Consider the following 26543-nt stretch of genomic DNA (forward strand, 5'->3'; position numbering starts at 1 on the left):
CTGAAGATTTATTTAACGGTTACTTTCACGTCTTTTCGGTTCATCGTCTTTGTTCCGCTTCCGTCCGAGGTGATCGTGATGACAGCTGTTCCCGCCTTCTTAGGCGTCACTTTTCCAGAGCTGCTGACCGTCGCGATCGAGGCGTCTGAGGAAACATAGGACAATGCCGCATTTGATGCAGACTTTGCATTTAGGCTGTATGCCTTTGATGTCTTCTTCAGCCTGACAGATGTCTTTGATACAGTAATCGGATCTTTTTCTACAATGAACATTGCCGACGGAATCCATTTGCCGTTCACAAAGTCACGGCCCAGCACCGCGATCTTATCATCATATACGCGGATATAATATCCGTTCGATCCCTCGGTGTACTCCCCGGTCGTCTCATTGTAGCTTGTCCAGAGATATCCGACTGAGGCGGTGTTGAATGCAACCGGCGCGTTCGTACTGCCGTTGAACATACAGCCGATCGAGTTCAGTTCCCAGTGGCTGTGTCCGTTGTATAAAACGATCTGCCCATATTTCTTCAGGATCTTCTGGAATGATTCTGTGTTATCCACACCATCCCAGCCCTGTCCGCTGAAGCTTCCCGCTACGGTGTTTTTCATGGACTGATGCAGGAAAACGAATACCGGTCTGTTCGGATCTTTTTCGGTGTCTTCCTTCATTTTTTCGTCGAACCACTTCAGCTGAGCATCGGACATCTGCGCATGCAGACCTTCCTTTTCACCGCCCAGATAAATGAAGTGATATCCGTTGATCCACTCGTCATAGTAGACATTCTTCGGCGTTGATACCGACGGATTAAACAAGTGTACGAAATCCTGGAACTGATTGTTCGGATTTCCCGCCATCCAGTCGTGATTTCCGACAGCTATGTGGAGTTTTGGTGTGACGCCGGCGGAGTCGTACAAAGATTTCATCTTGTAGAACTGATCTTTTCTTCCGTTGTTCGCCATATCTCCGTTGATCACAATCGCCCGGCTGTTCGGGCTGTTTTTCTTCACATCATTCAGCATTTCCGTGAAGTGTTCGTTATTGTATTTATCATAGTACTGCAGCGAACTGTCATTTGTGATATGGACATCACTGACAACCTGGAATTCCATGATCGGCGAACCGATCTGATAGCTGCTGCCCTCCGGAATATCGACTGAAACCGCTTTGGAAGACAGTTTCTTTCCGTTTGCCGCATAAGCGATCAGTTTCTTCGCTCCTTCCGGGATAATCGTATGCTCGTACATGTGGAATGTGGTCGAATTCCCTGTCAGCCTGAATTTCGCCAGCGCATCATATCCGACCAGCGGATTTCCATCTGCACCCGCCCAGTACATCACGCAGTCTGTCGCAGTTTCGTTCGCAGCGTCTTTTGTTATTGTAACTGTGCCATTCGCATAACCGTCCGAGTTGTTATCCTGCGAATAGTGAATGGATTTCAGACTGTCCGGAGCCGATTCTCCGACGGAGATTGTGGTCGACGCTACTTCATCATAACCCGAACCCCTGAACAGAATAACCTTATATTTTCCTGCCGGAATCTCGTGTGTAGCGACCCTGTCAGTCCGGTTAAAGTTTGTATTCTGGAGAATGACCGGAACACCCGCTTTTTTTCCACTGTCCTTATCGTTGACATAATACCAGTAGATTGAAGTCGTCGTTCCGCTTCCGGTACCATAGGAATCATCCTCATTATATATACCGACCCAGTACGTTCCTTCTCCGGTTGCCGTCGCGATGATGTTTTCTCCGACGTGGTAGCTGGTCTTGTTCGTTCTGACTGATTCCTTCGCTGTATCAATGCTTCCGGTAATCGTGATGTTGCGGCTCTCAACCACATCGGTGCCGTCTGAAATCAGCGCAATCTTGTATTTACCGGCAGTCAATGTCGCCTCATCATAGCGTGAGTCGCTGATCTGTCCGGCCGCACGAACATCATAGCTCTTTCCGGAAGTATGATTGATTCCATTATTCGTGCTGCCGACATAGTACCAGAAGATCGGCTCTTTCGTTTCCGGATCGTCTCCTGCTTTGTAGAGTCCCACCATATCATTGGATGCTCCGGCAGCCGTTACCTTGATCGAATCATTTACATCATAGGAATCCGCACTTACGGAAAGAGAACGTTTGACACCGGCGGTTTTCCGTTTTTCAATCTTCGCTGTGTTCCACTGCGTATTCCAGTTGAATGTGGAATCGACAACCTTCATCGCATCCTTCCAGTTACTGATGTTGCCGTTGGCCTTCTTATATATCTTTCCACCTTTCTGGAACTGAATATATTCAAGATATCGGTTTGAATAGTCAAAGCTCTTATCCGTATCAATATACTTCCACAAAGTATATGCCGGCTTCTTCTTTCCATCCATTCCGATCAGGCCGAAGTTCGCATTAGCCTTTTCAAGTTCCTTCGTATCATGCAGCCGGAAATACATCAGACTGCTGACGCAATTCATATGCGCCGCTTTATAATACATCTGCGCAGTGTATGCCGCCTGCCGGTACTTGTCAGCTTTCGTGTTCTTCTCCGAGGACACGCCGGTTTCCTGTAAAATCACGTCACGGACTTTTGTGCCGCAGCGCATTTTATTCTGTTCCAGGTATTTCTGCAGGATTTCGAAGTTCGAAATAGTGAGCCATTTTGACGAATTGTAATTTCCGCCGACCTTAACCTTCGGGTACGCCGGATTCATCCCTGTATCATTATAGCCGACATCCGATGCCGGGAGGTTGAAGCCGTATATATGCGGCGCGATACCCCAGTCATAGCTTCCTCTCTGATTCGAATACTTCGCCAGCCACTCCAGCATTGCCTTCGGCGCATAAGCGGTTCCGCCCACAGCTTCATTTCCGGGAGCTGCCCAGTTATGTGTGATGGAGATATGAACCTTCGCATCCCCCGCATATTTTTTTACTGCCGCATTTGAAAGACGAAGTGCTCTCGCGTACTCTTCCATATATTCATTGAAACGGGCCTTTTGTGTCTTTCCCTTCGCTTTTTTCTCCGGCATAAAGCATCCGGTGAAATCCACTTCGTTTCCGATCACATAATTATTGATCAGGCCACGCTCGCGGCCTCTGGAATAACGGGATGCCAAAAACTCCATGCAGGCGATAAAGTAGTCTCTGCCGGAGGAATTGGATGTGTTCATTCCGAAAGATTCTCCCGTACGGTTGCTGTACAGAAGTGCGGAAGGAATTCCGTTACTTTCCCCATTATTCATCAGGAGCAGCGTCGCCGTGGTATTGATACCATTCTGTGTGTTTGCCGAAATTACCTTGTCATAGTATTCAACCTTGCTCTTATTGAAATAATATGTCTTTCCGTTCGACTTGAAGCGGATCGCGTTCGAATGATATTTGGGGTACAGAATTCCGGCCAGGTTGATATTGATGGCCATCGAGGATGCACCAAGATCCTTCGCATCACTCAAAGCGGCTGCATCATCCATAAAGAGGCCTTTCTTGGAGGCCGATTTCATAGTCACAGATTTCACCGGTGAATAAATCTTTGATGCATAGATCGGACCTTTGACAATCTTCCCTTTTTTGTCCACAAGATAGTATTTGCTGTACAGCCGATCAACACCTTTTTTGTACCGACTGACCGTAAACGTCTTGTTCGATCCCATCTTGTACTTACCGATGTATGTCCCCCTGACCTTTGTAGATTTACTGATACCGTTGAGCTTGTCCTTCTTATTGTACTGGTTCGCCCGGCACATATAAAGCTTCGCGGTGCCCTTCTTTCCGACTCGTTTAATCTTGATTCTGACCTTTGACTTCTCCACACTGACCGTCATGCCGGAGGATTTCGCATCCTTGGAGCTGGCTGCATATGTGTCATGGCAGACAAAAGCGAACGCCGCCGTGGCAAAGATAATTGCAAGCAGCGCAATAACAGCCGTATGAACGCCTCCCTTTCTTAATACAACATGGAGGCTTCTCTCTTTCCTAAACATTTCCTTTCTTCGCCTTCTTCCCTTTTTTCACTTTCTTCGCACACGGGTTTAACTGCCGTCCTGCACGGACAAAATGTGTTAAACCTTGAAAACTCAATACCTTAGGCAACAAACACGTATATCGGCTATGTGCCTCTGGTACAACTGAACGATCCGATATTAAATATTGGATTTATCGAAAGTTCGCTGCATCTTATCATATTACCTGCAACCGCAGAAAGGACCAGAATAATGTTACTTACTCTGATCCCTTATTCAAGTTCTGCTTTAGCGGACGGTTCTGACAGTATATATACACTGCATTACCTCTCCGGTCGGGTTACGCAGCGATTGATTTCCAATCACAGCGTCCCTGTGCCAGACCGGATATCATCCGGTTCATATATAGTGCATTTTGTAACACCGCCCCTTTTCTCCGATGTTACCGGCACATTTATCTCTATTTCGTTACAGCGGCCTTCGCTGTTTCGCAGAGTTTCGCGAACCCGGCCTCGTCGTAGATCGCCATCTCGGAGAGCATCTTTCTGTTGATTTCGATTCCGCTCTTCTTCAGTCCGTCCATCAGACGGCTGTAGCTGATGCCGTTCATTCTCGCACCGGCGTTGATCCGGGCGATCCAGAGCTTCCGGTAATCTCTCTTCTTGCGCTTTCTTCCGATGTACGCAGACCGCAGGGATCTCATCACTGCGGGATTCGCCGCGCGGAAGACCTTGCTCTTCTGTCCGTAGAAGCCCTTTGCCTGCTTCAGAACCTTCTTATGTCTCTTGTGAGCGTTTACGCCCTTCTTTACTCTTGCCATATTCTATACCTCCTGTAAACCGATATTTCAACCTTTAGTAACGCGATCTCTCCGATGCGCTATTTCGCCATTGATCTGAGCATTCTCTTCTGATCCGCTGAGGTCAGAACCGTGGATTTACGCAGACCCTGTTTTCTCTTCGGCGTTTTCTTGGTCAGAATATGACTCTTGTATGCCTTATGTCTCTGGATCTTTCCGGATCCGGTGACCTTCATCCTCTTGCATGCGCCTCTGTGAGACTTCATCTTGCATTTTGCCATAATTATACCCTCCTATGTCAATTATTGTTTCTCGTTATCCTTGGATTTCTTATGCTTCTCCGCAGGCTTCGGCGACAAAAACATGGTCAGACTTCTGCCCTCGAAGGAAGGCTTTTTGTCCATAACCCCATATTCTCCACAGGCCTCCGCAAAGGAATTCATGACCTGACGTCCTCTGTTGACGTAATCGCGCTCACGCCCTCTGAAACGGAGACTGACCTTGACTTTGTCCCCTTCCTTCAGGAACTTGCTGGCAGTCTTCGCCTTCACAAGAATATCATGCTCCTCGATAAAGGTGCTCAGTCTGATTTCCTTGACCTGAATCGTCTTCTGTTTTTTCTTGGCCTCTTTTTCCCGCTTCTGAAGTTCATAGCGGTACTTTCCATAGTCCAGTATTTTCGCAACAGGCGGCTTCGCGTTCGGTGAGATTTCCACTAAATCCAGCTTCCGCTGTTCTGCCAGTTCCAAAGCCTCGCTCCGGCTTATGATTCCGACCATTTCTCCATTGCTGTCGATCACTCTCAGTTCTCTGGCACGAATCTCTTCGTTGATTCTACTTTCTCTGCTAATTTTCTCTACCTCCTACTAAAAAACGGATACCTTCTGTATCCGCCTCAAAAAAACGCAAGCTACGCTGTTTTCAACTATTTACCCGACAAACACGATCGTCTGAAAGGTGAGAAGCGGATAACTTCTTCTTGATTACTCCAACAGTATACCATCCGCTGCCGCCTCTGTCAAATATTTTTCAGAAATTCAGAGGCCGCACCGGGCAATCCGGGCGACCTCTGAAAATGTAATTATTTCTTCCGTTTTATTTACTCAATCGTTTAAACTGCCTGCCGCAGAACCGCGATATTCCCATTACAGATCCGCGATCTGCTTATGTACAATCGGGATCGGCGTCGGATCCACCTCGTCGATGTTGCGTACATATTTGTGTACATCCTCCATCAGATGTCCGCTCAGCAGCCATACTCCTATAACGTTCGGAATAACCATCAGACCGTTCAGGATATCTGCGATTGTCCATACGGTATTCAGCGCGATTACGCAGCCGACGAAGGACAGAACCACAAACGCGATCTTATACGGCATAATAATCTTCGGGCCGCAGAGGTATTCCGCACACCGCTCACCGTAGTAGGACCATCCGAGAATCGTTGAGAACGCGAACAGCGCCAGCGAGAGGGCGATGATTGGACGTCCGACAACCGGAATCAGTCCGAACGCATGGAAGGTCAGAACTGTCGTGTCAGTCTTGCTTCCGGCCTCGATGAATTCAGGATGCGCCAGTGCGGAGCTTACCAGCGTAAGTCCGGTCAGCAGACAGATGACTACTGTATCCCAGAAGGTACCGGTCATGGATACCAGAGACTGTCTCACAGGATTTCTGGTCTTCGCCGACGCCGCTACGATCGGAGCGGAGCCCATGCCGGACTCGTTGGAGAACAGGCCTCTCGCACATCCGTAACGCAGTGCGACTGCGACGCTGTAGCCGAACAGTCCGCCGGCGCCTGCCTGCAGTGAAAATGCTGATTTGATAATGAGAACGAGCGCTTCGCCGACAAAATGACCGTTCATGATCATGACCCAGATGGAACCGATTACATAGAACGCCGCCATAAACGGTACCAGCTTCTCGGTGACCATCGTGATGGACTTGACTCCGCCGATGATTACGATCGCCGTGAATACCGCAACCAGAATACCGGCCACCCATTCAGGCAGTCCGAAGTTCTGCTTCAGCGCGGTGGAAATGGAGTTCGCCTGCGTCATACAGCCGATTCCGAACGCCGCGATAGCGCCGAACAGTGCGAACAGGACGCCCAGCCATTTGGCGTGCAGACCTCTCTCCAGCGCAGTGAACGCGCCGCCGATCATGCGTCCGTCCTCCGTCTGCTCTCTGTACTTGACAGACATCGCGGTTTCCATATACTTGGTCGCGATGCCCAACACGCCGGTCATCCACATCCAGAAGACCGCTCCCGGTCCGCCGCTCGCCACCGCGGTGGCGACTCCGATGATGTTTCCGGTTCCGATTGTCGCCGCGAGGGCGGTCGTCAGTGCGCCGAACTGTGATACTTCGCCTTCTCCGTCCGGATCAGGCGTAACGGATAATTTGATTCCCTTAAACGTATACTTCTGGATAAAGCCTGTTCTGACGGTACAGAACAGATGTGTACCGAGCAGAACGATAATCAGGGGCAAACCCCATAGAAAAGCGTCAAAGTTGTCTAGGGCCTTTACCATACTCTCATGCCTCCTTTACAAAAGTGCTAAGACAATAACGAATAATAATTACGTTCTTATTATATCACACACTCTTCACAAAGCAAACCCCTTTTCTAAATAATCACATTATTTTAAGTGACTTTTTTGTGGTTCCCGGACAAGTATACCGTATATTTTATATTTTAAGCTCACAAAAAGCGCTCCGCAATATTTCGCGAAGCACTTTTTGTGTATATTCCATGTATATTTCAGGGTCGTTTCGGCGGAAAATATTCCCTGCCGGATCGTATCCCCCTACTTCAGAAGCGCGATCAGCTGACCCGCTTTGACCTGCTGTCCCTTCTTGATGAAGATTTTCTCCACCTCTCCGGAGGTTCTTGCGATGATGTTGGTCTCCATCTTCATGGCCTCGATTACCGCGATCGGCTGCTGATCCGCCACGGTATCGCCCTCGTTGACCAGCACCTTGACGATGTTCCCGGGGATGTTCGCGCCGATCTCCATGGGGTTCTCCTCATCCGCGTATCGCGCCGAGGAGCTGGAGACCGCGGCCTCCACCTGGTTGTCCTTGATGCGGACGACCCTGCGGTTTCCGTTGACCTCGAAATCCAGATCCCGGAACCCTTCTTTGTCCACATCCCTGACCTCCGTCAGACGGATGACCAGTTCTTTTCCTTCGTCCAGCTTGACCTCACAGGTTTCGCCCTCACGCAGTCCGTGGAAGAACACATCGGAGCCCATCAGGGTGAAGTGCCCGTCCTTCTTTATACTCTTCTGGTACTCCTCGTAGACCTTCGGGTACATGGCGTAGCTGATGACCTCCCGGTCTGTTCCCTCCAGTCCGAAATAGTTCTGCAGCCCCGTGCGGATGTACTCGAAATCCTCCGGCTCCAGCAGTTCTCCCGGCCGTCTGGTAATCGGCTCTTTGTCCTTCAGAACAAGCTTCTGTAAATCCTTCGGGAATCCGCCCTCCGGCTGTCCCATCATTCCCTCGAAGAAAGCGACGATGGAATCGGGGAAGTCGATGCTCTTTCCCTTCTCCATAATGTTCTCCGGCGTCAGATCATTCTGTACCATGAAGATCGCCATGTCGCCGACCGCCTTGGAGGACGGCGTAACCTTGACGATATCGCCCAGCATATCGTTGACGCGCTTGTACATCTCCTTGACCTCGCGAAGCTTGTGTCCCAGTCCGAAGCTCTCCACCTGCGACTGCAGATTGGAGTACTGTCCGCCCGGAATCTCATATTTGTAGATCTCGGCGGAAGCCGTCTTCAGATCACTCTCAAAGGGCTGATACACCGGCCGCACATCCTGCCAGTAATCCGATATCTCCTGCAGTCTGTCCGCGTCGATTCCGGTCTCTCTGTCGGAAAATTCCAGTGCGGCGACGATAGAGTTCAACGCCGGCTGCGAGGTGAGGCCTGACATGCTGTTCACCGCGGCGTCAATGATATCCACTCCCGCATCTGCCGCCCGCAGGCAGGTCGCGACGCCGTTGCCGCTGGTATCGTGGGTATGCAGATGAACCGGCACGCCCACTTCCTCCTTCAGCGCCCGGACCAGCTTATACGCCGCCTCCGGCTTCAGCAGGCCGGACATATCCTTGATTCCGATAATGTGCGTTCCACGCTTCTCCAGCTCCTTTGCCATCCGGACATAGTACTGCAGATTATATTTGTCCCTGCTGGCGTCCATGATGTCGCCGGTATAGCACAGCGTCGCCTCTGCAATCTTGCCCTGATTCAGCACCTCGTCCAGCGCGATTTCCATTCCCGGAATCCAGTTCAGCGAATCGAAGATGCGGAACACGTCGATGCCGCCCTTCGCCGCCTGCTTCACGAACTCCCGGATGACATTGTCCGGGTAATTTTTGTACCCCACCGCGTTCGCGCCGCGGATCAGCATCTGGAACAGGATGTTCGGAATCTTCTCACGCAGCTCATCCAGCCGCTTCCACGGCGACTCCTTCAGGAATCTGTACGCCGTATCGAAGGTCGCGCCGCCCCACATTTCCAGAGAGAACGCGTCCTTCTCGTACAAAGCCACTGCCGGAGCGATCTTGGTCATATCGACGGTCCTCACCCGCGTCGCCATCAGGGACTGCTGCGCGTCCCGCATCGTAGTGTCGGTGACCAGCAGCTTCTTCTGATCCAGGATCCAGTTTTTCACAAATTCCGGTCCGTGTTTGTCCAGCAGCTGCTTGGTGCCGGACAGCTGATTGATCTGCGTCATCTTGATTTTCGGGAAAACCGGAACGTTGAACTCCGGCTTGTTCCCGTGGGTCTCGTTAACCACAATATTCCCGATGTAGCTGAGCACCTTCAGCTCGCGGTCCACCTTGGTGCTGATGTCCAGCAGCTCCGGATTCGCCGCGATAAAGCCCGTATCGCATCTTCCCGCGATGAAGTCCGGATGGTTCAGCACGTTCAGCAGGAATCCGATATTGGTTTTAACTCCTTTAATCTGGGTTTCCTTCAGTGCCCGGATGGCCTTCCGGCGCGTATCCTCGAAGGTGAGTGCGCTGGCCGTAATCTTAACCAGCAGACTGTCGTAATACGGGGTGACCACCGAACCGGTGAAGCCGTTTCCGCCGTCCAGACGGATTCCGAAGCCGGAAGCGCTCCGGTACAGCTCAATCGTGCCCGTATCCGGCGCGAATCCGTTGGCCGGATCCTCAGTGGTGATTCTGCACTGAATCGCCGCTCCCCGCACGTTCACATCGCTCTGCCCGCGAATCCCGATCTCATCGGAATCCAGGGTGTAGCCCTGCGCGATTTTAATCTGTGCCTGTACGATGTCGATTCCGGTCACGAGCTCCGTCACGGTATGCTCCACCTGAATTCTCGGGTTCATCTCGATGAAGTAATGATTGCCGTGCTTGTCCAGCAGGAACTCCACCGTCCCTGCGCTGCGGTAATTCACATGTCTGGCGATTTTCAACGCGTCTTCACAGATTGCCGCTCTCTGCTCTTCCGTCAGACACAGCGCCGGCGTGAACTCCACCACCTTCTGGTGTCTTCTCTGAATTGAGCAGTCGCGCTCGAACAGATGCACGATGTTGCCTTCCTTGTCTCCCAGAATCTGGACCTCGATGTGTTTAGGATTCTCCAGATATTTTTCGATGAAAATGTCGTCGTTTCCGAACGCCTTCGCCGCTTCGCTCTTCGCCGTTCGGTACTCATTGATGATATCCGCCTTGTCGCGAACCACCCGCATTCCCCGGCCACCGCCGCCGGCTGCCGCCTTCAGAATCACCGGGTATCCGCATTTGTCAGCGAATTCCACTGCCTCGTCCTCACTCCGGATCGCTGCCTCGACGCCCGGAATCGTCGGAACTCCTACTTCCTCCGCCACCAGCTTGGACTGGATCTTGTCACCCAGCTGGTTCATCATCTCCGCAGTCGGTCCGATAAACTCAATGCCCGCGTCCTCACAGGCCTGAGCGAAATCGGGGTTTTCCGACAGGAAACCGTATCCCGGGTGAATCGCATCGACGCCCTTCGCTCTGGCGATTTCAATGATTTCATCGATTCCCAGATAGGCGTCCACCGGTGATTTACCCTTGCCCAACTGATAGGACTCATCCGCCTTGGTCCGGAAAAGGGACGTGTTGTCCTCCTCCGAATAAATGGCGACCGTCCGGATCCCCAGTTCACTGCAGGCTCTGAAAATCCGGATCGCGATCTCGCCGCGGTTGGCGACCAGTACTCGCTTGAATCTCTTGATTTGCTTCATCTCTCGTTTCTCCTGTTCTCTAAAGATGCTGTTAAACTTTCCGTCTCTCCGTCTTACGGGCTGCCGGCGCTCTTCCTCTTCGCGTCACTGCGTCGGGTCCTGCCCGTTTTTCATAACCTCGATATGCGGATACGGGATGCGTATCCCCCGCCTGTCGAATTCTTTTTTGATTGCTTCTTCCATATAAATCAGGGCTTCGCTGCGGTTCTCGGTCCGGCACCAGACGCCGACATCAAACACCAGCCCCCGCTCGCCGTGCTGCTTCAGACATATCCAGGGCTCCGGGTCCTCCAGAAGCAGCGGCCCCTCGTGAACCACCTGACGGATGGCGTCCTTCGCCTGATCGATGTCCGAATCGTAGCTGATGATGAACTCCCCGCTCACGCGACGCAGCTCGCGCCTGGACGCGTTGATCACCATGGACGTCGTCACATTTCCGTTGGGAACAATGATATCCCGGTTGTCATAGGTATGCAGATGCGTCGTCAGCAGATCGATCCGGTCGACGATACCGGTGGTTCCGTTAATCTCGACCTCATCTCCCGCCACAAAAGGCTTTGTGAACAAAAGAATGATTCCGCCTGCCACGTTGCTCAGCGAGTCCCGCAGTGCCAGCGCCACCGCCACCCCCGCAGCGGCAAGCGCCGTCACCAGAGGCGCCATGTCCACACCCAGCTTGGACAGGATCGTCAGAACCAGCAGAATCCACAGGACAATGCCGGTTGTCCGCATGATCAGGGTGTGAACCGACCGGTCCAGGGCGGACCTTTCCAGCGCCTTTCTCTCAATGCGGCGGACGACCCGGATGATAATCCAACCGACGATCAGAATGAGCAGCGCCTCTCCGAATTTTTCCAGCAGCGCCAGTCCGTGTTCCGACGTGAAGATATTGCTGAAATTCATGAAAGGAACCTCCTATCTCCCCGCTCTGCGGCGATCCAGCTCGTGCAGGAGTTTCTTGCGCAGACGGATATCGTCCGGCGTAACCTCCACCAGCTCGTCGTCGGCGATAAACTCCAGCGCCTCCTCCAGCGTAAAGGTTCTCGGCGGCGACAGTTTGATCGTCTCATCGGATCCTGCCGCGCGCATATTGCTGACCTTCTTGGCCTTGCACGGGTTGACGTCCATATCGTCACTCCGGGAATTCATTCCTACTATCATTCCTTCATACACATGTGTTCCCGGCTCCACGAACATCTGAACCCGTTCGCCGATATTGAACAGAGCATACGGTGTGCAGTTTCCTTCCTCGATGGCGATGGCGACGCCGTTGGTCCGTCCGGGGATCTCTCCCTTATAGGGCTCGAAATCGAAGAACCGCCGCTCCATGCTTCCCTCTCCCCGGGTATCGTTGATGAACTCAGAGCGGTACCCCAGCAGTCCTCGTGTGGGCACGTGGTATTCCAGTCTGGAATACCCGTTTTCTCCGCTCATCTGCACCATCATTCCCTTCCGCTGATTCAGCTTGGAAATCACAGAGCCTGAATACTCATCCGGAACGTTGATGACGACCTCCTCCACCGGCTCCAGTTTCCGTCCGTTCTCATCCTTATGGAAAATAACCTCGGGCTTGGAAACCGCCAGTTCGTAGCCTTCCCTTCTCATATTTTCTATCAGAATCGACAGATGCAGCTCGCCTCTTCCGGAGACCTTGAAGCAGTCGGTCGAATCCGTGTCCTCCACCAGAAGTCCCACATTGACTTCAAGCTCTTTGTTCAGACGCTCCCGGATGTGGCGCGAGGTCACATATTTCCCCACTCTGCCGGCAAAGGGCGAGGTGTTGACCATGAAATTCATGGACAGGGTCGGTTCTTCAATGTGAATCATCTCCATCGGCTGCGGGTCAGAGGGATCGCAGATGGTTTCCCCGATGGAAATATCCGAGATTCCGGAGACCACAACGATGTCTCCGCACTCTGCCTGCGGCACGGCCATGCGTTTGAGGCCCCGGTAGACAAAGACCTGGTTGATTTTTTTGTTCTCGATAGATCCGTCTTCTCTGGCGACAGCGACAGTCTGTCCCTCCCGGATCACGCCCCTGGTAATCCTGCCGATGCCGAGTCTGCCGATGTAATCGTCATACGCCAGCGTGGAAACCTGAAGCTGCAGCGGCTCATCCCGCAGATCAGGATAAGGGGCACAGTGCTCCACAATCGTGTCGAACAGCGGCGTGATGTCCAGGCCGCCGATTCCTCTCGGCGTATGGCGGAGTTTTTTGTCGCCCTCACCGACCTCGATGCCTTTTACCTCCTCCGGATCGCGTACCGCGATTCCCTGACGGGCGATGCCGTAAAGGATCGGGAAGTCCAGCTGCTCATCATTGGCGTTCAGATCCATGAAGAGTTCATAGACCTCATCCACCACCTCGTCGATGCGGGCGTCCTTCTTATCGATTTTGTTGATCAGAAGAATCGGATTCAGCCCCTGCTCCAGCGACTTGCTCAGCACGAATCTCGTCTGGGGCATCGGTCCTTCGCTGGAGTCCACCAGCAGGATTACCGTGTCCACCGTCTTCATGATCCGTTCCACCTCAGATGAAAAGTCCGCATGTCCCGGAGTGTCCACGATGTTGATCTTGGTATCTCCGTGCATAATTGAACAGTTCTTGGAATAAATCGTGATTCCCCGCTCTCTCTCTATATCATCGCTGTCCATGACGCAGTCCACGACCTCCTCGTTCTCACGAAAAACGCCGCTCTGGTTCAGGAACGCGTCCACCAGCGTGGACTTCCCCGCATCTACATGGGCAATCACAGCGATATTGATTATTTTTTGTTTTTCTGCCATAAAATATAATCCCCTCCAGTGTGTAGGCTTAACAATTAATGTTACCATAATTTCAAAGCCAATTCAACACCCGGAAGGGATTTTCTCACACTCATCGGCAGCGCGATTTTCTCACGCTCTCCCGTGACTTTGCAGATAGCGGGCAAGAAAAATCTCGTCTTCGATTTCCAGACCTCTCTCGCCCGACAGACTCTCCAGATGATGACGGAACTCATGGCGAAGCACCTCCCGGATCCTCCGGGTCACCTGTTCCTCGTCAGCGTCCTCCATCATCCGGACAAATGAACCGTAATACAACGTGATTCCTCTCCCGAAGTTCGGCGAACGCGTATACTCTCCGAGGATGTACAGATCGTCCGCCACGCCCCTGGGATGTGGCCTGGCGTATTCCTGAACGATCACGCCGTTGTTCAGTTCCCGGAAAAAAGCCTCCGGGAGCTCATCCATCATATCTCCCGTGATCTCGCGGAAGCGCGCGAGGCTTACCATGCTCCGCCTCCGCCGCCTCCGAAACCGCCTCCGGAAAAGCCGCCTCCGCCGAAGCCTCCGCCGCCGTCACCGCCGATATCGCCCCAGCCTTCTGACGCAGCGTCCGCGACAGCCGAATCGAATTCGCCGGCGATTCCCCGGCCCCAGGAGTTCAGCATGCTCCCGTACCACAGCGGAGTCCACACAGAAGCGGTATCGTAGCTGTCGTACCATTCCGGCTGCGGAACCTTGATATCGGTGAATTTTTTCGCCCATCGGGTTGACATTCCCATGACATACGCATACGGCATGATATCGAAGAAGTATTCCGGATCCTGGTCGGACAGCATTTTCAGCCGGTCGTACTCCGCGTCCCGGATGAAGTCGCGGAAGCCCAGGATCCTGCCCTGCCACTCCGCGCTCTGCTTCGTGCGGGCCTTCATCAGCGCCACAAGGACATAGGACGCCGCGACGGACACGAGCACCGCCGCCGCGACCGGCATACTCCCCAGCCGGTCGAAGGCCAGCGCCGCCGCCAGCATCGCGCCGGCTCCGGTCAGGGCGATTCCCGCGGAAAAGCGGACGATATTGGAGCCTCTGGTCCGGGCGTCCTTGTGGTCAAAGGCGCTCATAATGCTTCCGATTCCGATGATCTGAATGATCAGCTCGATTACAATCCACAGAATGCTCGTGCCCGCGCCTGTTTCCATCCTGGACAGCTGAATCGCCGCAAGCGGCGGAACGACCAGAAGAGCCATCCCGATCCAGCGGCAGATTCCGGAAGCCTCCGTGAACAGCCTGTTTTCTTTCTTATCATAGTAACCGATCAGTTTATCCTTTGTCACCATCAGCGCATCGCCGAATCCGGCAGGCGGGTTCTGCATATCCGCCTCATCTCCCTCGGCAAACAGCTGATTGAACAGATATTTCACAAAGCTCTTTTCCTGTTCGTCAATCTCCCGGAGCTTTGTCACCCGGAAGGCATTACGTTCATACTCCCGGATCTTCAGATATCCCTTCGATGCGTAGTACATCAGAAGAGAGGAAATATCCGTCCCCTCCACATTTCCGTCGATGATGTACCCCAGCTCTGCCGGCGTCATATTGTCCGGCGGATAGAATTCCACCGTCCGGACCACCCTGGGATCCCGTCCGAACAGGAACCACAGGAGCAGGAGAATCAAAGGAATCAGCGCCAGCACACAGTAAAGCAGAATCCGGAAAATGTGCCGGCTGGCGGGATCCACCCAATAGCCCTGCGGCAGCGTCGCCTTGACCGTCACGCCGTAATGGCGCGGCAGACTGCTGCCCTGAATAGTGAGCGTGTTGCTCTTCTTATCCACTGTCCTGCTGAACATCGGATCCAGGCCGCCGACTGTCCGGTACGCTCCGCTGTAATAGCTGACCTTATCCCAGTCTATCGATTTCGGCATGGTCAGGGTCAGCTTCGTCTTTCCTATCGCGGTCACCCACTCAGTGGGAAGCAGATCCAGCGACAGGTAGTCCTCCTTTTCCGAGTCGTCCTCGTAGCAGACCAGATCGTAAGAAAGCGTATAGGTGTGCCTTCCGGTGATAACCTCGTCGGGGTCGCCGATCTTGATGTAACAGAAGGAATACTGACCGCCCAGACTGCTGTCGGAGCCGGATTCCATCTCATAATCCGACGAATCCTTACCGCTGTCGATATTTTTTATCTTATAGTATTTTTCCGGCACAGGGATGTACCGGGTTACGCCGTGATGCGCGGACTGATTGAAATTAACCCGGATGGTCTCCTTCACATGGATCACATGGTTCTCACTGACGGTCGCCCTGACATTGAATACCTCCGTTTCAAAGTCGTCCGATGCCGCGAACACGCAGTGCGCTGAGGACCAGAACACCGCAATCAGTGCCAGAAACAAAACAAAGGCTGCGATCCGCGGCCTTTTAAATGATACGCTATGCATTGAAATCCACCCTGACATTCCGGCGTTCCTCCTCGTTTTCCACCTCGAACATCGGTTTCCGGGTATAATGGAAAACGTTTGCGATGATGTTGCTCGGGAACATCTGGCATTTGTTGTTAAAAATCTTGACGACCGCGTTGTAGTACTTCCTGGAGTTCGCGATCTCATCCTCGATTCTCTGGAGCTGCGACTGCAGATCCATGAAATTCTGATTTGCCTTCAGATCCGGATACGCCTCCGAAATCGCGAAAAGAGATTTCAGCGTGCCGGACAGAATGTTCTCCGCCTGCGCTCGTTCCTCCACGGTCGACGCACTCTGCGCCATGTTGCGGGCCTCCACGACCTTCTGCAGTGTACCCGACTCATGAGCCGCATACCCCTTGACCGTCTCCACGAGATTCGGAATCAGATCGTATCTCTTCTTCATGTACACGTCCATGGTGGCAAACGCCTCTTCACAGTTGTTGTTCGCCCGGACAAAGCCGTTGTACGCCGCAATCAGCCACACCACAATGACGCCGACGATGACAGCGATAATAATACCAGCAATCATTCAACTACCTCCCTGTCTCCCAGTTGACCGGCTCCTGACCGGTGCTGACCAGGAATTCATTCGCTCTGGAAAAGTACCGCCCTCCGAAAAACCCGTTATAGGCCGACAGCGGACTGGGATGCGCTCCCGTGAGCACAAGATGTCTGCGGCTGGTGAGCAGAGGCCGTTTCGCCTTTGCGTTCCCTCCCCACAAAATAAATACCAGCGGTTTCTCCCGTTCGTTCAGCAGCTGGATGATCCGGTCTGTAAGAATCTCCCAGCCCCTGCCCTTGTGAGAGTTTGCCTGATGCTCCCTGACCGTGAGCACCGTATTCAGAAGAAGCACGCCGTCCTTCGCCCAGTTCACCAGGCTGCCGTTATCCCGGGGCGGCGGAGAGATTCCGAGATCCTCCTGCAGTTCCCTGAAAATATTCACCAGCGACGGCGGCTGGGGAACGCCCGGCATCACGGAAAAAGCCAGTCCGTGCGCCTGTCCCTCTTCATGATACGGATCCTGCCCCAGAATCACAACCTTCACATCATTGTACGACGTATATTTCAGCGCATTGAAAATATCGTACATATCCGGATAAATTCTGCGGCTGCGGTACTCCCGGATCAGAAACTGCCTCAGCTTCTGATAGTAATCCTTATCAAATTCTCCCTTCAGGACTTCATCCCATTCATTTCCAATACTAACCATGTCACAATTATACCTGAAAGACACATGAGATTCAAGAGAAATGCAGAACGGGGCGGCTCTTAAAGGCGGAACGCTTCGGACAGCGCGATGACCGCTTCGTTCTTTTTGTCAGAATCGATCGCCGCGGAAATCGAAATCTCCGAGGTCGTGATGTTATAATGCCGTATCCCGTTTTCCGCCAGCGTCGCAAAGGTTTTTCCGGCAACTCCCACATGGGTGGTCATACCCACGCCCACCAGCGAGACCAGGCAGATGTCTTCCTTTTTCATGACCTCCAGATTACAGAACCGGGAATTCCCGGCAAAGGCTTTGTCGATAACCTCGATATCTCCGCCGGAGCAGCTGAAGGACACCGCGCACGCATTTTCCGAATACGTCTGCTGTGAGATCACATCGACATTCACGCTGAGATCGCCCAGCATCTCAAACAATTCTGACACCGCGTCTCCGCTGGTGGCGATATCCCTGATGGTATAAATCACGATGTCATCCGACACGCTGATTCCACTGACCGCGGCTTCCTGCACAATCACACTTCTGTCCACAATGAATGTACCTCCAATCCTGTTTTCATTAAACGCCGGGCCCACAAAGACCTCGACGCCCAGTGTCTTCGCCAGCTCTATGGCTCCCGCCTCCAGATCCGTTTCGCCCAGCGCGGTCAGCTCCATCGCCTCTTCATAGCTTATTTTCGGAAACACGGTACGGCTCTCCGAAACCTTCGGATCCACGACATAAACGCCCTCAGCATTTCCGTAGAGCTCGCAGCCGCATTTCAGACCGCCCGCAACCGCCACGGCCGTCGCGGCGGAACCGTATCGTCCCAGCCGGTCCTCCATGCCGAAATCGCCGAAGCCCTGAAATCCGGGAACGACCGCAACCTCACCGGCAAGAAACGCGTGCTCAATCCGGTCCAGCATAATCTCATGCTTTCCCCGGTACCGGTCCACGATATCCAGAGACTGCCCCCGGATGTCCTCAACCACGCGGGCTCCGACGCCCCTCTTTTCCAGAGCGCACGCCATCAGTGCCGCGGTCTGAAGCTCCGCCGCCGAAAAAAGCGCGTCCAGCTTGTCCCGGCTGATGTCCTCTCCAAAGGTTTCCGCCCGTTTCAGCGTCTGCTCCGCGATTTCATGCATCGACGCCATAACGAGCACCAGCCCGTCCACGCGGCTGCGGTATTCCGCCACATGATCCGCGATCCGGTTCAGATCCTCCATGTTTCTGAGGTACTTCCCTCCATATTTCTGTACCAGATTCATAGCTCCTCCATTTTCTTCCGGTTCTTCACAACCCTGTCTTATATCGGATATTCTAACATAATCACACAATTTAACAAGTCTTTTTTTGTTATTTTTAACAAAAAATATTGTGCGCCGCCTTCGCGGAAAATACTGTCCGGCATTTACATTTCCTCTCCGCAAGTATATAATGTTGGCAGCGTTATCCCGCCGGCTGCTGCACCGGCAGGCATCTTGCGACAGACACCGCATTGGCGCTCACCTCGCACCAGATGCCCCATCGGCTGCTGCACCGGCGACGAAAACACAAAAAGGAGGAAGCTGAAACCGATATGAAGAAGCATGCGATCATCCCGATATTCATTCCGCATCTCGGATGCCCCCACAGCTGTATTTTCTGCGATCAGCGCACGATTACGGCTCATACGGCGCCCGTCAGCGAGGATGAAGTCACGGAAACCATTGAAACCTGGCTTTCCACACTGGAACACGTGGAGACGCGGGAGATCGCCTTCTACGGCGGAAGCTTCACAGCCATTCCCATGGAACTCCAGAACCGGTACCTGCGGATCGCCGGACGATACAAGGAGAGCGGCAGGATTCACAAAATTCATCTGTCCACCCGGCCGGATGCCATCGACCCGCACATTCTGGAAAATCTCAGAGAACACAGCGTTGATACCATCGAGCTGGGCGTGCAGTCCTTCGACGACCGGGTTCTAGCCCTGAGCCGGCGCGGGCATGACAGTGCCGACGTTTACCGGAGCGCCCGCATGATACAGGAATACGGCTTCGAACTGGGAATCCAGCTGATGATCGGGCTTCCCGGTGACAGCCCGGAGGCCTGCATCCGCAGTGCCCGTGAGACGGTCCTCCTCCGCCCGCAGATCGCCCGGCTCTATCCCGTCATCGTCATCGAAAACACCGGTCTGTATCATTTGTGGCAGAATGGCGGCTATCGTCCGCTCACACAGCAGGAGGCGGTGATGTGGACAAAGGAAATGTACAAGATCCTGGACGCCGCCGGCATAAATATTATCCGGGTGGGGCTGAAAAGCAGCGACCTGATCCGATCGGGAGGGAGCATCGCGGGAACCACCTTTCATCCCGCCTTCCGGCAGCTGGTGGAGGGGGAAATCGCAAAGGAGCGAATCGAAGAGCAGCTCGCCGCACTCGGTTTTGTTCCCTGCAGCAGCAGAAATCCGAAGAGGGAAGTCCTGTGCATGGCAAACGCCCGCGGACTCTCGAATCTCGTGGGGAACGGAGGCCGCAACCGCCAATATTTCCTTGATAAATACCCCGGGATTGTTTTATCATATAGAGTATGCAATGAATTACACGATGGTGAATACATCGCGAGAATAAAGGGAGACAAACAATGAACGAAACACAGAAAGCAGTCGTTACTGTCATCGGCAGGGATATGGTCGGAATTCTGGCCAGGGTTTCCACCGCGGCAGCAGAGGGAAACGCAAATGTCATGGAAGTGACTCAGTCCGTTCTGGACGGTTATTTCTGCATGATCATGATCATCGACATCACGGAGGCGACCCGGTCCATCGAAGAGCTTCAGGACAGCATCCGCACAGCCGTACCCGACATGCAGGTCCATGTCATGCACGAGAACATCTTCAATTCGATGCACCGGATCTAGGAAAGGGGGTGGGAACAGTATGCTGAATATGAGCGACATCATGGAAACCATCACCATGATCCGGGAGGAAAATCTGGACATCCGGACCATTACTATGGGGATTTCCCTGATCGACTGCGCCGACGCGGACATCGACCGGTCCTGTGAAAAAATCTACCGGAAAATCTATTCTCACGCGAAGGATCTGGTACGAACCGGTGAAGTCATCGAGAAGAAATACGGTATTCCTATAGTGAACAAGCGTATCTCTGTCACTCCCGTTTCGATTCTGACCGGAGTCAGCGGCGGCGATCCCGTAAAATACGCCCGGACGCTGGACCGGGTTGCGCACGATGTGGGCGTGGATTTTCTGGGCGGCTATTCCGCGCTGGTGCAGAAGGGATTCAGCGCCGGCGACCGGGAACTGATCGATTCCATCCCGCAGGCGCTTGCGGAAACGGAGCTTGTCTGTTCCTCCGTCAACATCGGTTCCACCAAGGCGGGGATCAATATGGACGCGGTAAGCCTGATGGGAGAAAAGATCCGTGAGGCCGCAGAGCTCACAAAGGACCGTCAGTGCATCGGCGACGCCAAGCTGGTTGTATTCTGTAACGCCGTGGAGGACAATCCCTTTATGGCAGGGGCCTTCCACGGAATCACGGAGGCCGACACAGTTGTCAGCGTCGGCGTGTCGGGTCCAGGCGTGGTCCGCTCCGTACTGTCGAAAATGCCTAAGGACGCTCCCCTGAACGAGGTGGCGGAAACCATCAAGCGCACTGCCTTCAAGATCACGCGGGTCGGTCAGCTGGTAGGGACGGAGGCCGCGGAGATGCTGGGCGTTCGGTTCGGCATCATCGATCTGTCACTGGCCCCCACTCCGGCGGTCGGCGACTCGGTCGCCCATATTCTGGAGGAAATCGGTCTGGAACAGTGCGGCGCTCACGGGACGACGGCGGCGCTGGCCATGCTCAACGATGCGGTAAAGAAGGGCGGCCTGATGGCTTCCTCCAGTGTCGGCGGACTTTCAGGCGCCTTCATCCCGGTCACTGAAGATGCGGGGATGATTGCTGCCGCCCGCGCCGGCACCCTTTCCATTGAAAAGCTGGAGGCCATGACAGCTGTCTGCTCCGTCGGGCTGGACATGATCGTCATTCCGGGCGACACGCCGGCGGATGTGATCTCCGCAATCATCGCCGACGAAGCCGCCATCGGCATGGTCAACTCCAAAACCACCGCCGTCCGTGTGATTCCGGCGATCGGACTGGCCGAAGGCGAAGAGCTGGACTTCGGCGGGCTCCTGGGCAGCGGTCCGGTCATGAAGGTCCGGAGCCAGTCTCCCTCCGTTATGATCCGCCGCGGCGGAAGAATCCCCGCGCCGATGCAGAGTCTGAAGAACTGACAGCACATACCAAATCGCCCTGCAGGCAGCAGCGTCACACAACTGTCCGCAGGGCTATTTAACATTTCAGCGTTTTAGCATTTCAGCAGCTTTGTTTCAGACTTCAGGCGTTTTCAGTTTACTGAATCGACAGGACCTTGTAATCCTTCGCCTCTACCGCCTGCTTCAGCACATCGTCCGACACAGGTTCATTCAGCGTGACCACTGCTTTGTTCGCCTCGTGGCTCACTTCAGCGCTCTCTACGCCCTGCACCTCTTCCAGCGCCTTCTTCACGGTCGCTTCGCAGTGTCCGCACATCATTCCTTCGATATTCATCGTCTTTTCCATTTCCGTAACCTCCTGATTTACATTTTTCTTTTGCTTTATCTTTTTATCCTTTGAAGCGTCATGCAGTCTGAAAAGATTCAGGCGCAGCGCATTCATACACACGCAGAAGCTGGACAGGCTCATGGCCGCGGCTCCCAGCATGGGATTCATGGACCATCCCGTCAGGTGGACATAGGCGCCTGCAGCCACCGGAATCAGAACAGCGTTATAGAAAAACGCCCAGAACAGATTCTCATGAATATTCTTCACCGTCTGACGGCTCAGCCGCAGCGCTGCCGGAACATCGCTGAGTCTGCTGTTCATCAGCACCACATCCGCTGCGTCGATGGCGACATCTGTTCCCGCACCGATGGCGACGCCGGTATCTGCCCGCGTCAGAGCAGGCGCATCGTTGATTCCGTCTCCGACCATGGCTACCTTGCCCTGCTTTTTCAGTCTGCGGATCACAGCCTCCTTGCCGGTCGGCAGAACGCCTGCGATCACCTCGTCCACGCCGGCCTGCTTTCCTATCGCCCGGGCGGTGCGCTCGTTGTCTCCCGTCAGCATGACCACATGGATGCCCATATTTCTGAGCTGCCGGATCGCCTCCGGACTGTCCTCCTTGATGGTATCCGCCACCGCAATCATTCCGGCAAACCGGTCGTCCTCTGCGAAATACAGACAGGTTTTTCCTTCCTCTGCCAGTTTCTCTGCTCTGCCGAGGATCGCCTGAGGCACCGGGCATTTCCTTTGTACAAAATCAAGGTTCCCCCCGGTCAGGGACCGGCCGCTCTGCATACCCTGCAGCCCGTGACCGCTGACGGCCTGAAAAGCCGTGACACCGGCGGGTACGATTCCCTGCGATTCTGCCCGGGCCAGCACTGCCCGCGCCAGCGGATGCTCACTCTTTCCTTCCAGCGCCGCGGCCAGGGACAGCAGTTCAGTTTCTGTAAAACCTTCTGCAGGAACCATATCCGTCACCTGCGGCTCGCCTCTGGTAATCGTTCCGGTCTTATCCAGCGCGACGATCTGCGTGCGTCCGGTTTCCTCCAGCGACTCTGCAGTTTTGAACAAAATCCCGTTCTTCGCGCCCAGGCCGTTTCCGACCATGATGGCGACCGGCGTCGCGAGCCCCAGTGCGCAGGGACAGCTGATCACCAGAACCGCAATTCCGCGGGCCAGCGCATATCCCGGATCCTGCCCGACGAGGAGCCAGATAATCATCGTAACGATTGCAATTCCGATGACAGCGGGTACAAAAATTCCCGAAACCTTATCTGCGATCTTGGCAATCGGAGCCTTTGTCGCCGCAGCATCGCTGACCATCTGAATAATCTGCGCCAGGGTCGTATCCTCGCCTACGCGGGTCGCTTCGGCCCGGATGAATCCGCCCTGATTCACCGTCGCTGCAGAAACCATATCGCCTTTTCCTTTGTCCACCGGAATGCTCTCTCCGGTCAGCGCTGATTCGTCAACCGCGGTCTCACCCTCCAGGATCACTCCGTCCACCGGAATATTCTCCCCCGGCCGGACCACGAACTGATCTCCCGCACGAACTGAGTCAACGGCAACCTCCGTCTCCGCACCGTCCCTCAGAACCGTTGCGGTTTTCGGCGCAAGCTTCATCAGGCCTTTCAGCGCGTCAGTCGTTCTTCCCTTCGACATCGCCTCCAGCATCTTTCCGATTGTGATCAGCGTTACAATCATCGCGGCCGCTTCGAAATAGAAGTCATGCATATCCGCCGTCACTGCCGCGCTGTCTCCAGCCGCCTGATCTCCGGTCATGCGGAACAGAACGAATACGCTCCATCCGAAGGAAACCGCCGACCCCATCGCCACGAGAGTGTCCATGTTCGGTGCGCCGTGCACCAGGCTTTTGAAGCCGCTGACAAAGAATTTTTTGTTGATCATCATAACGACGGCCGCCAGGATCATCTCCAGAAGTCCCATGGCCACATGATTTCCCTGAAAGAACGCCGGCACCGGCCAGCTCCACATCATATGTCCCATGGAGAAATACATCAGCACCAGCAGAAATCCCACGGACGCGATCAGTCGGCGCTTCAGGACCGGCGTTTCGTGATCCGCAAGAGCCTCCTCCTCCGCCGCGTAACGGTCATAACCGGTTCCGGCCGCAGATGCTGATGAGACCGGAGCGCCTCCGGCAGCTTTTTGCGCCATACTCTGCGACGAAGCGTCTCCCGTACCTGTGCGTTTCTTCGGCGAAGCGCCATATCCCGCGTCCTGCACTGCTTTGATGATTTCCGCATCCGATGCGGTACCTTCAACTCCCATGGAATTAGTCAGCAGACTGACCGAGCACCCGGTCACCCCCGACACTCTGTTCACCGCCTTCTCCACCCGGCTCTGACAGGCCGCGCAGCTCATTCCCGTAACAATATACTGTTTCAAAATCTCGCCTCCCTCGCGTTTTATCTCATTATTTCATCAGTTTCTGAAGTGTCTTCAGAAGCTCGTCAATTGTCTCGTCATTTCCCTCCCGGATATCGTCAGCCACACAGGTGCGGATGTGATTCGCCATCAGTACCCGGTTGAAGCTGTTCAGCGCCGAGCCGGCAGCCGCGCTCTGGGTCAGGATGTCAGGGCAGTAAGCGCCTTCCTCCACCATACGTTTCAGCCCGCGAATCTGGCCTTCAATGCGGCTCAGCCGGTTGATCAGGTCCTTATATTCCTCCGGAGTCCGCTCCTTGGTCCGATGCTGACAGCAGCAGTCCGGCGCCGAGCCGGCCGCCGTTTCCGGCGACGTCGGGGCAGACGTTGGCTCGGCTGACGGCGTGACCGCGGACGAAGGTCCCGACTTTGGCGAGGCCGCGGTCACTGTTGACGACGAAACCTCCGTTTCCGGTGTTTTTATTTCTGATATAGTACAGTTCTCCATGATTTCCCTTCCCTTCTTCCGTCGGCACTCCGCAGACTGTGCTTCGCCCGCCGCGGCACATGCCGCACCGTTTTTCTTTTGTTGTCGCCACATACCCCATTGGGGTATCTTCCAGGCACAGCTATTATATACCCACTAGGGGTATTTGTCAAACATCAGATTCTCTGCGTTCTGCATCAATAATTTTCTGCGGTTATTGCGAATCAGCTCACTCTGTGGCATAATGGCCGCAAGGAGGCATCACTCATGAAAAAAATCAGTCTTGGAAAAACAGGAATCACTTCCGACAAAAACGGATTCGGCGCGCTGCCCATCCAGCGCATTTCCTTTGAAGATGCCGAGCGCATCATTCTCAAAGCCATCGAAGGCGGCATTACATATTTCGACACCGCCCGTTTTTACACAGACAGTGAGCAAAAGCTGGGACGCGCACTCGCAGGCCGTCGTCACGAAGTCACTATAGCCACAAAGACAATGTGCAGAACCACCGAAGAATTCTGGACCCAGCTTAATCAGTCGCTGACTGATCTGCGCACCGACTACATCGATATTTACCAGTTCCATAACCCGGACTTCTGTCCCAGACCCGGCGACGGTACCGGACTTTATGAGGTTATGCTGGATGCGAAGAAGCAGGGAAAAATACTACATATCGGCATCACCAATCATCGTCTTCCGGTAGCCGAGGAAGCCATTGACTCCGGACTTTATGAAACACTGCAGTTCCCGTTTTCCTACCTGGCGGCCCCTCAGGATCTTGCACTGGCTGAAAAATGTGCGCAGAACGGAATGGGATTCATCGCAATGAAAGCCCTTAGCGGCGGTCTGATCAACCGCGCCGACGTTGCTTATGCGTTCTGCGATCAATATGATTACGTGCTGCCTATCTGGGGAATCCAGAAAATGTCCGAGCTTGATGAATTTCTGGAGTGCGGAAAAAATCCACCTGCGTATGACGAGGAAATGCGAGCTTTCGTCGCTTCCGAACGCGCCCAGCTCTCCGGTGATTTCTGCCGCGGATGCGGCTATTGCATGCCATGTCCCGCAGGCATTAAAATCAACGACTGCGCACGAATGTCACTGATGATTCGCCGTGCGCCCGTCGAGATTTATATGAACAAAGAATACCAGGCTGAGATGCAGAAAATAAAAGGATGCCTGCACTGCGACAGTTGCCGGCAAAAATGCCCCTACGGTCTGGACACACCGGCGCTGCTGGAGAAAAATCTCCTGGACTACGAAGAGGTTCTGGCCGGAAAAGCTTTGTAGCTGCAGCAGCGCTTACTTTGCTACAACGACGCAGCGAGGCCTCGGACCCCTGCAAACAGGCGGACAGCCCCGGGAGGCCTCGCAAAGCCCGGCAGCCAGGCGAGCAAGGCGGGCAGCCCCACAAACTGAAATCGCGGCGCACGAAGATCTCCGACGAGGATCGCACGCAGGCGGGCAGCCTCGAGAGGCCTCGCAAAGGTCGATATTGTTTCATATCTATTGCCAGCAGCAGGTATTGCATCGCAACGCATCGTAATTAGCCGATTTCAAAGCCCCCTAAATAGCCCTTGATCTGAAAATCTGCCACAAAAAGCAAAAAAATCCAAAAATGTGGCAGACTCCGCGTCAATATTTTACATATTTTA

General features: G+C 53.9%; 19 protein-coding genes. 4 read left to right on the top strand and 15 right to left on the bottom strand.

What is annotated here, in order from left to right:
- Positions 1-8 precede the first annotated feature (8 nt).
- The 13 genes from BHK98_RS04965 to BHK98_RS05025 all read right to left on the bottom strand — a co-directional run bounded on the left by BHK98_RS04965 (position 9) and on the right by BHK98_RS05025 (position 18692).
- On the bottom strand, positions 9-3959 hold the full coding sequence (locus tag BHK98_RS04965; RefSeq protein WP_075712466.1) for a DUF5722 domain-containing protein: 3951 nt from the start codon (positions 3957-3959) through the stop codon (positions 9-11).
- Between the two features lie 439 nt (positions 3960-4398).
- A complete protein-coding gene (gene rplT / locus BHK98_RS04970) occupies positions 4399-4758 on the bottom strand; it encodes a 50S ribosomal protein L20 (protein ID WP_075712467.1) in 360 nt (119 codons plus the stop codon).
- A gap of 59 nt (positions 4759-4817) precedes the next feature.
- Positions 4818-5018 (bottom strand): 50S ribosomal protein L35, encoded by a 201-nt coding sequence (rpmI, locus tag BHK98_RS04975; RefSeq protein WP_075712468.1) that lies wholly within the window; start codon positions 5016-5018, stop codon positions 4818-4820.
- A 21-nt stretch (positions 5019-5039) separates the two neighbouring features.
- Positions 5040-5537: a translation initiation factor IF-3 gene (gene infC, locus BHK98_RS04980; protein WP_342718752.1), complete on the bottom strand. Its 498-nt coding sequence runs from the start codon at positions 5535-5537 to the stop codon at positions 5040-5042.
- A gap of 345 nt (positions 5538-5882) precedes the next feature.
- The gene (locus tag BHK98_RS04985; protein WP_075712470.1) at positions 5883-7271 is read right to left on the bottom strand and encodes an alanine/glycine:cation symporter family protein; all 1389 of its coding nucleotides are present in this window, start codon (positions 7269-7271) and stop codon (positions 5883-5885) included.
- A gap of 276 nt (positions 7272-7547) precedes the next feature.
- A complete protein-coding gene (locus BHK98_RS04990) occupies positions 7548-10991 on the bottom strand; it encodes a pyruvate carboxylase (RefSeq protein ID WP_075712471.1) in 3444 nt (1147 codons plus the stop codon).
- A gap of 84 nt (positions 10992-11075) precedes the next feature.
- Positions 11076-11894, bottom strand: coding sequence for a mechanosensitive ion channel family protein (locus tag BHK98_RS04995; RefSeq protein ID WP_075712472.1), 819 nt, complete (start codon positions 11892-11894; stop codon positions 11076-11078).
- A 12-nt stretch (positions 11895-11906) separates the two neighbouring features.
- Positions 11907-13778, bottom strand: a complete 1872-nt coding sequence (gene typA / locus BHK98_RS05000; RefSeq protein ID WP_075712473.1) for a translational GTPase TypA — start codon at positions 13776-13778, stop codon at positions 11907-11909.
- Positions 13779-13889: 111 nt separating this feature from the next.
- Entirely contained in the window at positions 13890-14267 is a 378-nt protein-coding gene (locus tag BHK98_RS05005; RefSeq protein WP_075712474.1) for a metallopeptidase family protein, read from the bottom strand.
- Positions 14261-16213 (bottom strand): DUF2207 domain-containing protein, encoded by a 1953-nt coding sequence (locus BHK98_RS05010; RefSeq protein ID WP_083628054.1) that lies wholly within the window; start codon positions 16211-16213, stop codon positions 14261-14263. The genes BHK98_RS05005 and BHK98_RS05010 overlap by 7 nt, the downstream gene beginning before the upstream one ends.
- Positions 16188-16748, bottom strand: a complete 561-nt coding sequence (locus BHK98_RS05015) for a LemA family protein (RefSeq protein WP_075712476.1) — start codon at positions 16746-16748, stop codon at positions 16188-16190. The genes BHK98_RS05010 and BHK98_RS05015 overlap by 26 nt, the downstream gene beginning before the upstream one ends.
- A 4-nt stretch (positions 16749-16752) precedes the next feature.
- Entirely contained in the window at positions 16753-17430 is a 678-nt protein-coding gene (locus BHK98_RS05020) for a uracil-DNA glycosylase (protein ID WP_075712477.1), read from the bottom strand.
- A 59-nt stretch (positions 17431-17489) separates the two neighbouring features.
- Positions 17490-18692, bottom strand: a complete 1203-nt coding sequence (locus tag BHK98_RS05025; RefSeq protein WP_075712478.1) for an amino acid kinase family protein — start codon at positions 18690-18692, stop codon at positions 17490-17492.
- A 311-nt stretch (positions 18693-19003) separates the two neighbouring features.
- On the opposite strand from BHK98_RS05025, the gene BHK98_RS05030 reads away from it, so the two are divergent.
- The 3 genes from BHK98_RS05030 to BHK98_RS05040 are packed head-to-tail and all read left to right on the top strand — an operon-like array spanning position 19004 to position 21703.
- The gene (locus tag BHK98_RS05030; protein WP_075712479.1) at positions 19004-20053 is read left to right on the top strand and encodes an elongator complex protein 3; all 1050 of its coding nucleotides are present in this window, start codon (positions 19004-19006) and stop codon (positions 20051-20053) included.
- Positions 20050-20325 (top strand): ACT domain-containing protein, encoded by a 276-nt coding sequence (locus tag BHK98_RS05035; RefSeq protein ID WP_075712480.1) that lies wholly within the window; start codon positions 20050-20052, stop codon positions 20323-20325. The genes BHK98_RS05030 and BHK98_RS05035 overlap by 4 nt, the downstream gene beginning before the upstream one ends.
- Positions 20326-20344: 19 nt before the next feature.
- On the top strand, positions 20345-21703 hold the full coding sequence (locus BHK98_RS05040) for a PFL family protein (protein ID WP_075712481.1): 1359 nt from the start codon (positions 20345-20347) through the stop codon (positions 21701-21703).
- A gap of 118 nt (positions 21704-21821) precedes the next feature.
- Here BHK98_RS05040 and BHK98_RS05045 read toward each other — a convergent pair whose 3' ends face one another.
- Positions 21822-24422 (bottom strand): heavy metal translocating P-type ATPase, encoded by a 2601-nt coding sequence (locus BHK98_RS05045; protein WP_075712482.1) that lies wholly within the window; start codon positions 24420-24422, stop codon positions 21822-21824.
- Positions 24423-24450: 28 nt separating this feature from the next.
- Entirely contained in the window at positions 24451-25002 is a 552-nt protein-coding gene (locus tag BHK98_RS14205; RefSeq protein ID WP_465250940.1) for a metal-sensing transcriptional repressor, read from the bottom strand.
- A 153-nt stretch (positions 25003-25155) separates the two neighbouring features.
- On the opposite strand from BHK98_RS14205, the gene BHK98_RS05055 reads away from it, so the two are divergent.
- Complete coding sequence (locus BHK98_RS05055) at positions 25156-26178, top strand: aldo/keto reductase (protein WP_075712483.1); 1023 nt, start codon at positions 25156-25158, stop codon at positions 26176-26178.
- The last annotated feature ends 365 nt before the right edge of the window (positions 26179-26543 follow it).

The sequence above is a fragment of the Hornefia porci genome, from assembly GCF_001940235.1.
GTDB lineage: Bacteria > Bacillota > Clostridia > Peptostreptococcales > Anaerovoracaceae > Aminicella > Aminicella porci.

Excerpts from the sequence above, each read along its gene's own strand:
- BHK98_RS14205 (WP_465250940.1), bottom strand. The coding sequence starts at position 25,002 with ATGTGGCGACAACAAAAGAAAAACGGTGCGGCATGTGCCGCGGCGGGC.
- rplT (WP_075712467.1), bottom strand. The coding sequence starts at position 4,758 with ATGGCAAGAGTAAAGAAGGGCGTAAACGCTCACAAGAGACATAAGAAG.
- BHK98_RS05025 (WP_075712478.1), bottom strand. The coding sequence starts at position 18,692 with ATGAATCTGGTACAGAAATATGGAGGGAAGTACCTCAGAAACATGGAG.
- BHK98_RS05040 (WP_075712481.1), top strand. The coding sequence starts at position 20,345 with ATGCTGAATATGAGCGACATCATGGAAACCATCACCATGATCCGGGAG.
- BHK98_RS05035 (WP_075712480.1), top strand. The coding sequence starts at position 20,050 with ATGAACGAAACACAGAAAGCAGTCGTTACTGTCATCGGCAGGGATATG.
- typA (WP_075712473.1), bottom strand. The coding sequence starts at position 13,778 with ATGGCAGAAAAACAAAAAATAATCAATATCGCTGTGATTGCCCATGTA.
- BHK98_RS04965 (WP_075712466.1), bottom strand. The coding sequence starts at position 3,959 with ATGTTTAGGAAAGAGAGAAGCCTCCATGTTGTATTAAGAAAGGGAGGC.
- rpmI (WP_075712468.1), bottom strand. The coding sequence starts at position 5,018 with ATGGCAAAATGCAAGATGAAGTCTCACAGAGGCGCATGCAAGAGGATG.
- BHK98_RS04985 (WP_075712470.1), bottom strand. The coding sequence starts at position 7,271 with ATGGTAAAGGCCCTAGACAACTTTGACGCTTTTCTATGGGGTTTGCCC.
- BHK98_RS05010 (WP_083628054.1), bottom strand. The coding sequence starts at position 16,213 with ATGTCAGGGTGGATTTCAATGCATAGCGTATCATTTAAAAGGCCGCGG.
- BHK98_RS05020 (WP_075712477.1), bottom strand. The coding sequence starts at position 17,430 with ATGGTTAGTATTGGAAATGAATGGGATGAAGTCCTGAAGGGAGAATTT.
- BHK98_RS04990 (WP_075712471.1), bottom strand. The coding sequence starts at position 10,991 with ATGAAGCAAATCAAGAGATTCAAGCGAGTACTGGTCGCCAACCGCGGC.
- BHK98_RS05030 (WP_075712479.1), top strand. The coding sequence starts at position 19,004 with ATGAAGAAGCATGCGATCATCCCGATATTCATTCCGCATCTCGGATGC.
- BHK98_RS05055 (WP_075712483.1), top strand. The coding sequence starts at position 25,156 with ATGAAAAAAATCAGTCTTGGAAAAACAGGAATCACTTCCGACAAAAAC.
- BHK98_RS04995 (WP_075712472.1), bottom strand. The coding sequence starts at position 11,894 with ATGAATTTCAGCAATATCTTCACGTCGGAACACGGACTGGCGCTGCTG.
- BHK98_RS05005 (WP_075712474.1), bottom strand. The coding sequence starts at position 14,267 with ATGGTAAGCCTCGCGCGCTTCCGCGAGATCACGGGAGATATGATGGAT.
- BHK98_RS05015 (WP_075712476.1), bottom strand. The coding sequence starts at position 16,748 with ATGATTGCTGGTATTATTATCGCTGTCATCGTCGGCGTCATTGTGGTG.